Source organism: Flavobacterium terrigena, assembly GCF_900108955.1.
Lineage (GTDB): Bacteria > Bacteroidota > Bacteroidia > Flavobacteriales > Flavobacteriaceae > Flavobacterium > Flavobacterium terrigena.
Map to the genome: position 1 here is coordinate 420118 of NZ_FNYA01000002.1, position 14729 is coordinate 434846.

Below are 14729 nucleotides of genomic sequence, written 5' to 3' on the forward strand. Positions count from 1 at the left end.
AAGTTTAAAAACTTTTATATATCTTTGTGGTATCAAAATGAAATTACTTTCAAAAATGGAATTCAAAGAAGCTAAAAATAAATTCGTACAAACTTGGGGAGCGTTAGGTTCTCAATGGGGAATTAACAAAACGATGGCGCAAATCCACGCTTTGTTAATGGTTTCTAGCGAAGCAGTTTCTATGGAAGACATTATGGAAGAATTACAAATTTCTCGTGGAAATGCCAGTATGAATATTCGTGCATTAATGGATTGGGGAATTGTATATAAAGAATACAAAGTGGGCGAAAGACGTGAATTTTTCACAGCTGAAAAAGATTTGGACGAATTAGCCGTAAAAATCTCCAAAGAAAGAAGTAAAAGAGAAATTAAACCAGCTTTAAAAGTCTTAAAAGAAGTTTCTTCAATTAATGCGAACGCAACTTCAGAAGAAAAACATTTCGTAGATCAAACCAAAAAATTATACGATTTCGTTTTAAAAGCCGATAACGTTTTAGATAAAATTACAGAATACAAAGACAATTGGTTGGCGCAGATTTTAGTTAAGTTTATGAAGTAATAACTTGAATTAAAAAAATTTAATCAGAACTTTCATTTTTTTCTGAAAGTTTAAAAATAAAAAGAATCGTGAAAACCTTAAAATATATAAACACTTTCGCAATTGGTTTCCCAATAACATTACTACTTATAGGAATTATAATAAATGATGCCGCAGGAAACTGGATTGGGTTTGCATTATTCTCAACAATGTTAACAGGATTAATTCAAGTACTATTAGGATTGTTTCTTTTATACAAAAATCCAAAAAACAAACATTTAAGAATATATATCATTTCCGTAATTCTGTTTTTTCTTTTATGGTTTATAAATGCACAAATCAATTATTTGAACATTATAACATTTATCTTATTTCCAATTCCGTTGATTTTAGCAACTTACTTATCATTAATAATCTATAAAAAACTTTATTTATGAACCTCAACATCATCGGATATATTATTTATCTAAGTCTCACCAGCATAATCATCATCAAAGTTGGGAAATTATGCTACGATAACGGAAACATATTTGTGTCGCAATTGATTCCGAATCATGAAGAATTGTGTCTCCAAATAAACAAAATGCTTTTAATTGGGTACTATTTATTGAATTTAGGTTATTGCGCCATGACCATCATTTCCTGGGAAAAAATTCAAACCATAAATCAGCTTATTGAAATCATAGCAACCAAATCGGCAATAATCATTCTTACCATCGGCATTATGCATTACATCAACATAATATTATTAACTAAATACATTAAAAAATTAATTTAAACATTCAACATTATGGAAACTACAAAAATTCTAGTCGGATATGCAATTTACTTACCAATTGCTTTATTTTTAACTTATTACGTAAGCAAAACATTATTCAAAAACAGTAAAATATTCATGTTAGACATTTTTAAAGGTCGAGAAGAAATTGCTTTTGCAACTAATAAATTATTTGAAACTGGGTTTTATTTACTTAATTTGGGTTTTGCTTTGATGATTTTAGAAATGACCATCTACAAAGACGATTATCAAAGTTTAATTGAAGCCTTAAGTTATAAAATTGGTGGATTTGACATTTATTTAGGAATTATGTTATTCATAAACTTATATTTCTTTTTCAGAGGAAAACGCAAAGCCAACCAAGCACAAGTAGAACAAAGAGTTGTAACTAACGGGTAATTTAAAATGAATAGTCTAAATCCAGTCTTTCAAATAAATAGAGTTATATATGTAATTAACCTATTACTATATTTAGCAATAACTCCTGGAATGGCATTTCAAATAATTTTAGGAATAACTCAATTAGTCAGTGCGATTTATTTGACAATAAACTTTTATAAAAAAGTGTCGAATTTTTTAAGAAATTTATTAAAAACATATTGGTTATTGACTATATTAATTTTCATTGCTTTAACATTTAATGAAAAAATGCATACAACTATAGGAATTATAATTTATTTTATTGTTCCAATGCTAACAGCAACTCTCTTTATGTTTATATTTTATAAATGCAGAAAAGAAATTAACGGATAAAATAAATAATCCTGACAGGTTTCTAAAACCTGTCAGGATTAAAAACATAAACAAAATGACAACTATAAAAATCACAACGCATTACTTCGCACCGATTGAAAAAGTTTTTGACACGAATAGAGATATTAGTATTCACCAACAATCGGCGAGTAAAACCAAAGAAATTGCCATTGCTGGAATTACATCTGGATTAATTAATAAAAATGAAACCGTGACTTGGAAAGGCAAACATTTCGGGGTTTATATTACGCATCAAAGTGTTATTTCTGAAATGATTTTTCCCACTTATTTTGTGGATGAACAACTAAAAGGAAAATTTAAAAAATTCAAACATCAGCATTTTTTCGAACAAAAAGAAAATTATGTGGAAGTCAGAGATCTTTTAGAATATGAAACGCCGTTTGGAGTTTTCGGAAAACTTTTCGATAAATTATTTTTAAAAAAACATTTAACTAATTTCATCGTTCAGAGAAATGCCGTTTTGAAAGATTTAGCTGAGAAAAATTAACCGCAGATTACTTCGTCGAATCGAACTTTGTTCTTGTGTCGCAAATTATTAAAAAGATAAAAAAATCCTCGAATCTGTGCCGATTATCAACTTAAAAATATCAATAAAAGCCACCAAAAAATCGGTATCGCTTCCACCCAAAAACTCGCATAATATCTCGATCTGTTTTGATTCGCAAAATATAAAAATATCGCAATGGAACCCGAAACTATAAATTTAAAAGCCAGTGGAATATAATGCTGATTGGTGTGATACAAAAATTCTAAAAGAAGTAGAACCATCAAAAGCATGTAGCCTAAAAATTTAGTTTTTTCAACACCTATTTGTTGTGGAACTGTTTGTAAATGTGGATCATCGGTATTAATATCAATAATTTCAAAAATTAAAACCAACACGAAAATCAGGATAAATCTTTGGATACTCATTAATAAAACATCGAGCGTAAATCCGACTTTAGCATTTATCAACGGAAGTATTACCGTAACGCCAACCCAACATAAACTCACTATATAAATTTTAATGCCTTTCCAATTTCTGGCATTTTGTTTATTCGGAAAAAAGGGCAAAGTATAAAGCAATACCAATACAAAAAACACCATCCCTAAAGATTTTGTTATCCATTGCAATTTCAGAAAATAATATAAACAGGCTAATGCACTAAAAATACTTAAAATGATAATCAGTCTTAATTCTTTTTTGATGTTGATTTTGTTTAATCGCGCTAATGCATCATATTTCACAAAATTATAACCTACAATAGTTCCGAAAAACGCAAAGGCTTTGACTTCAAAATTCTCTGAGATATTGAAAAAATACATTGTCATACAAACCAATGCATAAGCCGATAAAGCAACGTGTAAACTGCTTTTAATATAAAAATCTAATATTTTCTTCAATAGCATCATTTAACAAAATTAATCAAACTGTTAATAAGAAGACTTATAAGTTGATAAAAATCATAAAATTTCAACTCAAAAGCCATTATTTTTATCAGATTAATAATTACTTTTGTATCCAAATTATAACACAACATATTTTTATATATAATGAGAACAGATGCTTTTGCTTTAAGACACATTGGAACTGGTGAAAACGACCTAAGTCACATGTTAAAAACTATTGGAGTTGAATCAGTAGATCAATTACTTTACGAAACGTTTCCTGATGGAATTCGTTTAAAAAAAGAATTGAATTTAGATGAACCTATGTCGGAATATGAATACTTAACTCATATTCAAGAATTAGGCAAAAAAAATAAAGTTTTCAAATCATATATCGGTTTAGGATATCATCCTGCAATCGTACCAGCAGTTATTCAAAGAAATGTTTTTGAAAACCCAGGTTGGTATACTGCTTACACACCTTACCAAGCAGAAATTGCACAAGGTCGTTTAGAAGCGATTTTAAATTTCCAAACTACAGTTATCGAATTAACTGGAATGGAAATCGCTAATGCTTCTTTATTAGATGAAGGAACAGCTGCTGCAGAAGCAATGGCATTATTATTTGATGTTCGTTCTCGTGACCAAAAGAAAAATAACGTAAATAAATTCTTCGTTTCAGAAGAAATTTTACCACAAACACTTTCTGTTCTTCAAACACGTTCTACACCAATTGGAATAGAATTAGTAATTGGAAACCACGAAACATTCGATTTTTCTAAAGAATTTTTCGGAGCGATGTTACAATATCCTGGAAAATATGGTCAAGTTCATGACTATACTGCATTTATAGCTAAAGCGGCAGAAAATGACATTAAAGTTGGTGTTGCTGCAGATATTTTATCTTTAGTGAAATTAACTTCTCCAGGAGAAATGGGCGCTGCAGTTGTTGTTGGAACTTCTCAACGTTTTGGTATTCCAATGGGTTACGGTGGGCCACACGCCGCTTTCTTCGCAACAAAAGACGAATACAAACGTTCAATGCCAGGAAGAATTATTGGTGTTTCAATCGATGTTAATGGAAACCGTGCTTTACGTATGGCATTAGGAACTCGTGAACAACATATTAAACGTGAAAAAGCAACTTCAAACATTTGTACAGCTCAAGTTTTATTAGCGGTTATGGCTGGAATGTATGCGGTGTATCACGGGCCAAAAGGTTTACAATATATTGCTGATAAAGTTCATGCTTCTGCAAATACAACTGCTGAAGAATTAAATAAATTAGGTATTTACCAAACAAATACTTCTTTCTTTGATACGATTTTAGTAAAAGCGGATGCTGCTAAAGTAAAAGCGATTGCTGAAAGAAATGAAGTGAATTTCTACTATGTAGATGCTGAAACGATTTCAATTTCATTCAACGAAACGACTTCAATTGCTGATGTCAATCAAATTATTGGAATTTTCGCTGAAGCGGTTGGTAAGGAATTTACACCAGTTAAAATCCTTTTACCTTCTGGTAGAATTGCGGAAAGTTCAGTAAGAACATCAACTTTCTTACAACATGATGTTTTCAACAATCATCATTCTGAAAGTCAATTGATGCGTTATATCAAAAAATTAGAGCGCAAAGATTTATCGTTAAACCATTCGATGATTTCTTTAGGTTCTTGTACAATGAAATTAAATGCTGCTGCCGAAATGTTGCCTTTATCTATGGCAAATTGGAACAGCATTCACCCTTTTGCTCCAATCGAACAAGCAGAAGGATATATTACAATGCTTAAAAAATTAGAACAACAATTAAATGTTGTTACTGGTTTTACAGGTACAACTTTACAACCAAATTCTGGTGCGCAAGGTGAATACGCTGGTTTAATGGCAATTCGTGCTTATCACGCCTCTCGTGGAGACGAACACAGAACAGTTTGTTTAATTCCTTCTTCTGCTCACGGAACGAATCCAGCTTCTGCAGCTATGGCTGGAATGGACATTATCGTTACAAAAACAACTCCAGAAGGAAATATTGATGTGGAAGATTTAAGAGCAAGAGCGATTGAATTTAAAGATAGATTATCATGTTTAATGGTAACTTATCCATCAACTCATGGTGTTTACGAATCGTCAATTATCGAAATTACACAATTAATTCACGATAATGGTGGATTAGTATATATGGATGGTGCAAATATGAATGCGCAAGTTGGATTAACAAATCCGGCTACAATTGGTGCTGATGTTTGTCACTTAAACTTACACAAAACGTTCGCAATTCCTCATGGTGGTGGTGGACCAGGTGTTGGACCAATTTGCGTGAACGATAAATTAGTTCCATTTTTACCATCAAATCCTGTAATTCACGTTGGTGGAGAGCAAGCAATTACTGCTATTTCATCTGCTCCTTATGGTTCTGCTTTAGTATGTTTAATTTCTTACGGATACATTTGTATGTTAGGTGCTGAAGGTTTAACCAATTCAACTAAACATGCGATTTTAAATGCGAATTATATGAAGGCGCGTTTAGAAGCACATTATCCAATTTTATATTCTGGAGAAATGGGACGTGCGGCACACGAAATGATTTTAGATTGCCGTGCTTTTGAAGACAATGGAATTAAAGTTACAGATATCGCAAAACGTTTAATGGATTATGGTTTCCACGCACCAACGGTTTCTTTCCCAGTTGCTGGAACTTTAATGGTTGAACCAACTGAATCAGAAGACTTACCAGAATTAGACCGTTTCTGTGATGCTATGATTTCAATTCGTAAAGAAATTGAAGCTTCAACTAAAGATGACGTTCAAAATATTTTGAAAAATGCACCCCATACTTTAGCAATGGTTACTTCTGACGAATGGGTTTTCCCATACACAAGAGAAAATGCAGCTTTCCCATTAGAGTATATCGCTGAAAACAAATTTTGGCCATCAGTTCGTCGTGTTGATGAAGCGTATGGAGATAGAAATTTAGTTTGTAGCTGTGCTCCTATTGAAGCTTACATGTAATATTGATTTACGATTTAAGAAATACGATTTAAGATTTCGAAATTCATAATACTAAAAATCCCAAGTTCATTAAATTGAATTTGGGATTTTTTTATGAAACATGATAAATATCAATTTCTTCCAAAAGTATTGTTGTAAATTTGAATATTGAAAAATCAATACAATGAGAGATATAGAAACTCGAGAGGATATACTTTTAATCATTAGAAACTTTTACGATAGATTACTAAAAGATCAATCTATCAATTTCTTCTTTACACAAGCCACTCACGTCGACCAACATTTAGAAGAACACTTTGAAACTTTAGCCACATTTTGGGAACAAGGATTGTTTTTAAAAGGTGGATATAGTAACAACATGTTTCAAATTCATAAAAACATTCACGACAGACATCCTTTTACTCACGAACATTTTGAAATTTGGTTAGATCACCTTTACACTTCTATCACAGAAAATTTCGATGGTAATAAAGCGGATCAAATGAAAACTATGGCATTAAACATGGCAACTGTTATGCAAATAAAGTTTACATAAATTTGGATATCAATAAAAAAATAGAGAAATATTAACAATTCCGTAATAATTTTTTAATTTACAACATGTTAAACCATTTATGTTTATCATTTTAGTATTTTAGATTAAAATTTCCCGAAATGAATATTAAAATTACTGGCTCAGGAAGCTATATACCTACAGAAAAAGTTACCAATTTAGATTTCGCAAAGCATTCTTTTTTAAACGAAGACGGATCTCTTTTCCCATATTCAAACGAAGTGGTTGCAGAAAAATTCTTAGAAATTACTGGAATTCAAGAACGCAGATATGTTAGCGACAATTTACTAACTTCAGATATTGCCTTAATTGCCGCTCAACGCGCTATTGAAGATGCAAAAGTTGATCCTGAAACTTTAGATTATATTATTTTCGCACATAATTTCGGAAATGTTAAACACGGCGCAATTCAAGCGGATGCGGTGCCAACTTTGGCTTCTCGTGTCAAACAAAAATTACGTATAAAAAACCCATACTGTGTGGCTTATGATATGCTTTTCGGTTGTCCAGGTTGGGTGGAAGGTGTCATTCAAGCACAAGCCTACATAAAAGCAGGAATGGCAAAAAAATGCTTGGTCATTGGTGCTGAAACCTTGTCTAGAGTTGTTGATATTCACGACAGAGATTCGATGATTTATTCTGACGGAGCAGGCGCAACAGTAATTGAAGCTACCGAAGAAGAAGGTGGAATAATTAGTCATGCTTCTGCGACTTACGCAACTGACGAAGCCGACTATTTATATTTCGGAAATTCCTTTAATAAAGATTTAGATGAAGATGTGAGATACATCAAAATGCACGGTCGAAAAATTTACGAATTCGCACTAAACAATGTTCCAAATGCTATGAAATTATGTTTAGAAAAAAGCGGTTACAAAATTACAGATATTAAAAAAGTATTAATTCATCAGGCAAATGAAAAAATGGATGAAGCTATTATTCATCGTTTCTTCAAATTATACAACCAAACTCCTCCAGAAGGTGTGATGCCAATGAGTATTCACAAATTAGGAAATTCAAGCGTGGCGACTGTTCCAACTTTATATGATTTAATCATAAATGGAAAAATAGAAAATCAAGAATTAAACAAAGGCGATGTTATCATTTTTGCTTCTGTTGGAGCTGGAATGAATATTAATGCGATTGTTTATAAGGTTTAATTATTTTTGTTTAAAGTTTCAGGTTCGAAGTTTCAGGTTTATTTACTATTTTTACACTTTTGTTTTAAACTTGAAACATTAAACTTGAAACAATATTAAAATGTACGAAAAAACATATCCAAGCAAGCGCTTCAATATCACTTTAGAATTTCTAAAAAAACATATTTCCACTTCAGAAACCATTTTCGATTTAGGTGTTCCTAATCCGTTTTCGAAAATTATGGTAGAAAACAACTATAAAGTTATTAATACGAAAGGGGAAGATTTAGATGCAAATCAAAACGCTTTACGTGAAGAAAATTACGATGTTTTTACTGGTTTTGAAATTTTCGAACACTTATTAAATCCGTATACTGTTTTAGAAAACGTAAAATGTGATAAAGTTTTAATTTCTATTCCATTACGTTTATGGTTTTCATCGGCATATAGAAGTAAAACCGACAAATGGGACAGACATTATCATGAATTTGAAGATTGGCAATTGGATTGGTTGTTAGAAAAAACAGGATTCAAAATTATGGATCGCGTTAAATTTACACATCCGGTTAAAAAAATTGGTTTCCGTCCGCTTTTGAGATGGTTTACACCGAGATATTATTTGGTTTACGCTGAAAGAGTGACTAACAAATAGTAATCAGTCTGATGAAATATTACATTATCATTCCCGCCTATAACGAAGAAGCTTTTATGGCTTTAACCTTACAATCTTTGGTAGAACAAACTGTTTTGCCATCGAAAATTATTGTGGTGAATGATAGTTCTACGGATAGCACAGCTGAAATTGTGACTTCTTTTTCAGAAAAATATCCATTTATTACTTTGGTAAATAAAAAATCTGATGCAATTCATCTTCCAGGAAGTAAGGTAATTCAAGCTTTTCACGAAGGCGAAAAACATATTGATGACAATTACGACATTATCGTAAAAGTCGATGCTGATTTAATTTTTCCTAACAATTATTTCGAAACGATTATAAAGCATTTCCAATCTGATGCAAAAATCGGAATGGCTGGTGGATTTTGTTATATCGAAAAAAATGGCGATTGGATTTTAGAAAACTTAACCGACAAAGACCATATTCGTGGCGCTTTAAAAGCCTACAGAAAAGAAACGTATAAACAAATTGGTGGTTTAAAACCTGCTATGGGTTGGGACACGGTTGACGAATTATTATGTAAATTCTATAATTGGAAAGTGGTTACTGATGAAAGTTTACACGTAAAACACCTAAAACCAACTGGAGCAAGTTATAACAAAGCAGCACGCTACAAACAGGGTGAAGCTTTTTATAGTTTAGGTTACGGATTTTTCATTACTGCAATTGCTTCTTTAAAATTAGCTAGTAGAAAAGGAAAACCTTTCTTGTTTATCGATTACATCATGGGTTTTTGGAAAGCCAAAACTTCTGGAAAACAATTATTTGTCACACCTGAACAAGCCAAATGGATACGAAACTACCGTTGGAAAAAAATGAAAGAAAAGTTGTTTTAAACTTTTAAGGTAAAATTCAAACAAAAAATAGTATTTTTACTGCATACTATAATCTGAAAACTGAACACAAACAAATGATGTTGATTAGATATTTATCGCAAATTGGTCGCTATTTCATTATGCTGAAAGACGTTTTCAATCGTCCCGTGAAATGGAGCGTGATGAAACAACTTATCTTTAAAGAAATTGATGATTTAATTATTGATTCATTAGGAATTGTGTGTTTCATTTCGTTTTTCGTTGGTGGAGTTGTAGCTATTCAAACCGCATTGAATTTAACCAATCCTTTAATCCCAAAATATTTAATCGGTTTTGCTACGCGTCAATCGATAGTTTTAGAATTCGCTCCGACATTTATTTCTATCATTATGGCAGGAAAAATGGGTTCGTTTATTACATCAAGTATTGGTTCTATGCGTGTTACCGAGCAAATTGAAGCGTTAGAAGTAATGGGTGTAAATGCTTTAAATTATTTAGTTTTCCCTAAAATGGTTGCCGCAACGCTTTATCCGTTTGTGATTGGAATTGCCATGTTTTTAGGAATATTTGGTGGTTATTTAGCGGGTGTTTATGGCGGTTTTACTACAAGTCAAGAATTTATTACAGGTTTGCAAAATGAATTCATTCCTTTTCATATTGCCTATGCTTTCATAAAAACATTAGTATTTGCCTTTTTATTAGCAACAATTCCTTCTTTTCACGGTTTCTTTATGAAAGGTGGCGCTTTGGAAGTTGGTAAAGCCAGTACAGTTGCCTTTGTTTGGACATCTGTAGTGATTATTTTGATGAATTATATTTTAACCCAATTACTTTTAAGCTAATGATTGAAGTACACGACATTAAAAAAAGCTTTGGAGACCAAATGGTTTTAAAAGGTATTTCTACAAGTTTTGAAGCTGGTAAAACTAGCTTAGTAATTGGTCAAAGTGGCTCTGGAAAAACGGTTTTCATCAAATCATTACTTGGTGTTCATCATATCGATAGCGGACATATTTCTTTTGACGGCAGAATTTATGAAGAAATGAACAAAGATGAAAAACGTGATATCCGTACAGAAATTGGTATGGTTTTTCAAGGAAGTGCTTTGTTTGATAGCATGACTGTGGAAGAAAATATCGGTTTTCCATTGAAAATGTTTACCAATAAAACCCCAGCAGAAGTTAAAGAACGTGTAAATTTTGTAATTGACAGAGTTAATCTAATTAACGCTAATCATAAAAAACCATCTGAAATTTCGGGCGGAATGCAAAAACGTGTAGCGATTGCCAGAGCAATTGTAAACAATCCAAAATATTTATTCTGCGATGAACCGAATTCTGGTTTAGACCCGAAAACAGCTATTGTTATTGATAATTTAATTCAGGAAATCACTAAAGAATACAATATTACAACCGTAATTAACACCCACGATATGAACTCGGTAATGGAAATTGGCGAGAAAATTGTTTTTTTAAAAAACGGTTTATTAGAATGGGAAGGTACAAATAAAGAAATTTTCAAAACGGATAATGAAGCCGTTACTGACTTTGTTTATTCAAGTGAATTATTCAAACGTGTACGAAAAATGTATTTAGAAGATGATATTTAAAATCGCTTATCTTGTTACATAAACCCAACCCGTTTTTGATTCTCCTGAGTCCAATGTTATAGCGTAAAAATAAGTAGCATCTGGCAAAATATTACCATTATCAGCCTGACCATACCATTCTTTAGCATAACCATTATCTTTTGAATACACTATTTTACCATATCTGTTGTAAATTTTAATCGCATTTACATCAAATCCTGACAAATCGAAATACTCATTTAATCCATCACCATTTGGAGAAATTCCTTTTGGAATTTCACAAGCCATAGTTGCAACTGTAATATCCTCTGAAATATCACAACTATTTTTATCAATAGTTAGCAAATAATTACCTTCATCTTCTATTTGAACTGGATTTAATGAACTCGTAAAACCATTTGGTCCTGTCCAATTAAAATTGATACTTGAATCAAAAGTTCCAGTTAAAGGAATTGCAGCTAATGTTTTTATATTGTTTTCACAGGTTTCGCTAATATAAAATTCAGGTAAGCTTGTAACTTCAATGACAAAACTAAACGGATCTGAAAAACAACCATTATTACCTACTACTAAGCTATATTGTCCATTTGAAATACTTTGAATAACATTAAACTGTAAAAAACTATTGGTTGATGAAAAACTATTTGGACCTGTCCATTGGTAAGAATAATTCAAATTATTCAATCCTGGATTAACTAGTAAATCGTCACCACTACAAACTGAATAAGAAGGTAATAAAGCGCTAATAATAGGTTTTTCATTAATATTTATCGTAATAATAGCTTCATCTGTACTATTACAAAAACCAGTAACTGTATATTTAAATTTATAAACCCCGTAACTAACGGCAGTAACATCCCAAATTCCGTTACTTAATATTCCATTTGAAGTTGTTATTTCTTCCCAAGTTCCATTTAAATCAAATGTTCCAGATAAATGCGAATTCAAATTTATTGAACTTTGCAAACCACAAAAATTAACAGTATTATCTAATCCGGCCATTGGAGAAGCTTGTCCTGAAATAGTATAAGTCATAATGTTATTTAAACACGAAGTTGGATTTCCAATATGAGTTATTTTTAAATGATAAATTCCACTATGAGTTGAAGACAAAAATGGATTGAAAGTTAAAATATTTGTTGAACTTAAGATAGTTGAAGGACTTCCATCTTTCCACCATTCATATTGTAAAAAAGAATAATTATCAGCTGACAAATTAGATAATTGATTTTCACATAAATTAGGCGTAATTTGAATTGGAAAACTGGTATTAATTTGAATTTGATGGTTTAAAATATTACCGCAACTATCTTCAATTTGGAAATTATAAATCGCAGGTTGCAAATTAACAAACACATTATTTGTACCATTATTTACAAGAAATGGCTGATTATCTTTTAGAGTAATTCTATAAATTAATTGCCCAATTCCAACTGCATTTAACTGCACTACAGACACACCACTTCCGCAATTTACAACATTATGATTTAGAACTTTTGGTTGTCCTAACACTTCAAATTCTTTAATTGATTGAATACAAAAATCTAAATTTAATTTTCTGTACGATTTTATAATTCTGAATTTACCTAAAAAACTTAAATTTATATTCCATTGATTATGACTTAAAGAGTAAAAATTACTTGCGTCAATTTGATTGTTTATAATTTGAAAACCAGTAATTGGATGTTCCCAATTACCTGTTACTTCATTTAATTTTTGAAGTCCATATGCAACTTGAAATCCATTTCCTTGATGACTAAATCTTAAATTAAAAGAACTACAAAACTGTTGAATTTCTAATGTTGTACTAGTATTAACAAAACCTACAACATTAAAAATATTGGTTTGCACATTTCCACAATCCGTTGTCATTTGAATCGTATAACTACCTTCTGGCATATTTTCTAAAGTAAAAGCCGTGGTAGTAGCATTGGTAATCGTATATGGTAAAGGAAACGGAAAGCCACTTGGTGCATTTAAAACTTTTAAATCGGTAATTGTTACACCTGAATATGACACATAAAGCGAACCTCTACCTAATTCACACTCAGGATAGTACACAGTCGAAACACTAACCGATTGACCTGGTCCAACAGTGATATTTTTCACATGCAAAACACCACAAGAATCAAGTATATGAAAAACATAATTACCAGGTGGAAAACCAGAATGAAACCAGTTGTAACCATTCATATTAATATAAACAGATAAATCTTGTGGTAAATTACCCGAATAAGCAGGTGGTGCAGAAACTAAAGTTACGTTTTCAATGGTAACCTCGTGAATTTCATCAACTGAAAATGAAATTCCTCCACATCCATTATTTGCAGCAACAGCCAATATTGGTGTTTCAGGGTTTGATACTTGAAAATTAACAATATGTGTTTTTAAACATGCATCGGTTAATTTAATAGTAAAATTTCCTAACATTACATTTAATACTAAATCAGGTACAGAATATGGGCCTGGAAAACCAGGATTTACTGCCGCAGGGTTATAACCTGCAGGTGCGATTAGAAATTCTACAGTATAAGGATATATTGCATTTACTGTAGAAATATTAATTTTCGGAGAACAACCTTGTAAATTAGCTACAGAAAAACTAAAAACTATATTAATTAAGTTGTTATTTTTTGTAGTAACATTTCCACATGCGTCAATAATTTTAACATCGTAATAATAATCACCATCATATCTTGGAACAATTTGTTCAATACCTTGATTGTTATATGACGTTAAGGTTTGCGAATAAATTATCGGAGTTGCGTTATTTGGCGGATACACTTTAAATTCAACATTCAAAGGATATGCAACTCCTCCATTGGAGTAATTTGTACTTGCTATTAAGTTAATTGTACTACAAGTTAAATCTTCCTCACTAACTCCTTGAATCGAAAAAGGTGTATAGTTTCCAGTCAATGTAAAACTATTAACAACTGCATTTCCACAAGTATCAAATACTCGTATAGAGTAGTTTCCAATTGGCAAATTATTAAAAACATTTGAACTTTGAACAGGCGTAGTAACAGGTCCAGTTAATAATTGATAGCTAACTGCTGTTCCAGAAGTAACATTTGCTGTAAGAATTCCATCATTGCCACATTTAACTTTTTGATGAGAAATAGTGAATGTTAAATTTTGAATTTGATTAGAAATTGAAACATTTTGTTGTTGCGAATTAGTATCTGCTCCTAAAGATTGAGTAGCAACAACTTGATAATTCCCTGCACTCAAGCCTGTTAATGTAGAATTTGGAGTTATTGCAATTGGAGTAGTTGTATTTGGTAATAAATAAACACTATATACTATTGACGCGCCAACAGTAGTATTTGTTACTGAAAAGCTAAGAGCACCATTACCTGAACAAGTTTCATTAGTGGTTGTAACTTGTAAATTAAAATCTGGTAATTGGGAAAAACCTAATTGGAAAAACCCTAATAATATAAGTATGTAAAATTTCTTCATTGTAATAATTTCTTACAAGATACTGA

At 31.4% G+C, this 14729-nt stretch carries 14 protein-coding genes; 12 read left to right on the forward strand and 2 right to left on the reverse strand.

The window, feature by feature from the left end:
* Positions 1–55: 55 nt before the first annotated feature.
* The 5 genes from BMX42_RS05265 to BMX42_RS05290 all read left to right on the forward strand — a co-directional run bounded on the left by BMX42_RS05265 (position 56) and on the right by BMX42_RS05290 (position 2577).
* Positions 56–559, forward strand: a complete 504-nt coding sequence (locus BMX42_RS05265) for a GbsR/MarR family transcriptional regulator (protein WP_091310909.1) — start codon at positions 56–58, stop codon at positions 557–559.
* Positions 560–627: 68 nt separating this feature from the next.
* Entirely contained in the window at positions 628–975 is a 348-nt protein-coding gene (locus BMX42_RS05270) for a hypothetical protein (RefSeq protein WP_091309902.1), read from the forward strand.
* Positions 972–1316: a hypothetical protein gene (locus tag BMX42_RS05275; protein WP_091309905.1), complete on the forward strand. Its 345-nt coding sequence runs from the start codon at positions 972–974 to the stop codon at positions 1314–1316. Before BMX42_RS05270 ends, BMX42_RS05275 begins: the two co-directional genes overlap by 4 nt.
* A 12-nt stretch (positions 1317–1328) precedes the next feature.
* Positions 1329–1715 carry a hypothetical protein gene (locus BMX42_RS05280; protein WP_091309909.1) on the forward strand — a complete coding sequence of 129 codons (387 nt, stop codon included), beginning with the start codon at positions 1329–1331 and terminating at the stop codon, positions 1713–1715.
* Between the two features lie 409 nt (positions 1716–2124).
* Positions 2125–2577, forward strand: a complete 453-nt coding sequence (locus BMX42_RS05290) for an SRPBCC family protein (protein WP_091309916.1) — start codon at positions 2125–2127, stop codon at positions 2575–2577.
* 86 nt (positions 2578–2663) lie between these two features.
* On the opposite strand, the gene BMX42_RS05295 is transcribed toward BMX42_RS05290, so the two are convergent.
* Complete coding sequence (locus BMX42_RS05295) at positions 2664–3479, reverse strand: UbiA prenyltransferase family protein (RefSeq protein WP_317040029.1); 816 nt, start codon at positions 3477–3479, stop codon at positions 2664–2666.
* Between the two features lie 144 nt (positions 3480–3623).
* On the opposite strand from BMX42_RS05295, the gene gcvP reads away from it, so the two are divergent.
* The 7 genes from gcvP (at position 3624) to BMX42_RS05330 (ending at position 11259) form a co-directional block, all read left to right on the forward strand.
* Positions 3624–6467, forward strand: coding sequence for an aminomethyl-transferring glycine dehydrogenase (gene gcvP / locus BMX42_RS05300; RefSeq protein ID WP_091309923.1), 2844 nt, complete (start codon positions 3624–3626; stop codon positions 6465–6467).
* Between the two features lie 163 nt (positions 6468–6630).
* On the forward strand, positions 6631–7002 hold the full coding sequence (locus BMX42_RS05305) for a group III truncated hemoglobin (protein WP_091309927.1): 372 nt from the start codon (positions 6631–6633) through the stop codon (positions 7000–7002).
* A 119-nt stretch (positions 7003–7121) separates the two neighbouring features.
* On the forward strand, positions 7122–8180 hold the full coding sequence (locus BMX42_RS05310; protein WP_091309930.1) for a 3-oxoacyl-ACP synthase III family protein: 1059 nt from the start codon (positions 7122–7124) through the stop codon (positions 8178–8180).
* A 100-nt stretch (positions 8181–8280) separates the two neighbouring features.
* Positions 8281–8811: a methyltransferase gene (locus BMX42_RS05315; protein WP_091309934.1), complete on the forward strand. Its 531-nt coding sequence runs from the start codon at positions 8281–8283 to the stop codon at positions 8809–8811.
* Positions 8812–8822: 11 nt separating this feature from the next.
* Positions 8823–9671, forward strand: coding sequence for a glycosyltransferase family 2 protein (locus BMX42_RS05320; protein ID WP_091309938.1), 849 nt, complete (start codon positions 8823–8825; stop codon positions 9669–9671).
* Positions 9672–9745: 74 nt separating this feature from the next.
* Positions 9746–10492, forward strand: coding sequence for an MlaE family ABC transporter permease (locus BMX42_RS05325; protein WP_091309941.1), 747 nt, complete (start codon positions 9746–9748; stop codon positions 10490–10492).
* Entirely contained in the window at positions 10492–11259 is a 768-nt protein-coding gene (locus BMX42_RS05330; RefSeq protein WP_091309945.1) for an ABC transporter ATP-binding protein, read from the forward strand. Before BMX42_RS05325 ends, BMX42_RS05330 begins: the two co-directional genes overlap by 1 nt.
* A 6-nt stretch (positions 11260–11265) precedes the next feature.
* On the opposite strand, the gene BMX42_RS05335 is transcribed toward BMX42_RS05330, so the two are convergent.
* Positions 11266–14703, reverse strand: coding sequence for a T9SS type B sorting domain-containing protein (locus BMX42_RS05335; protein ID WP_091309949.1), 3438 nt, complete (start codon positions 14701–14703; stop codon positions 11266–11268).
* Positions 14704–14729 lie beyond the last annotated feature (26 nt).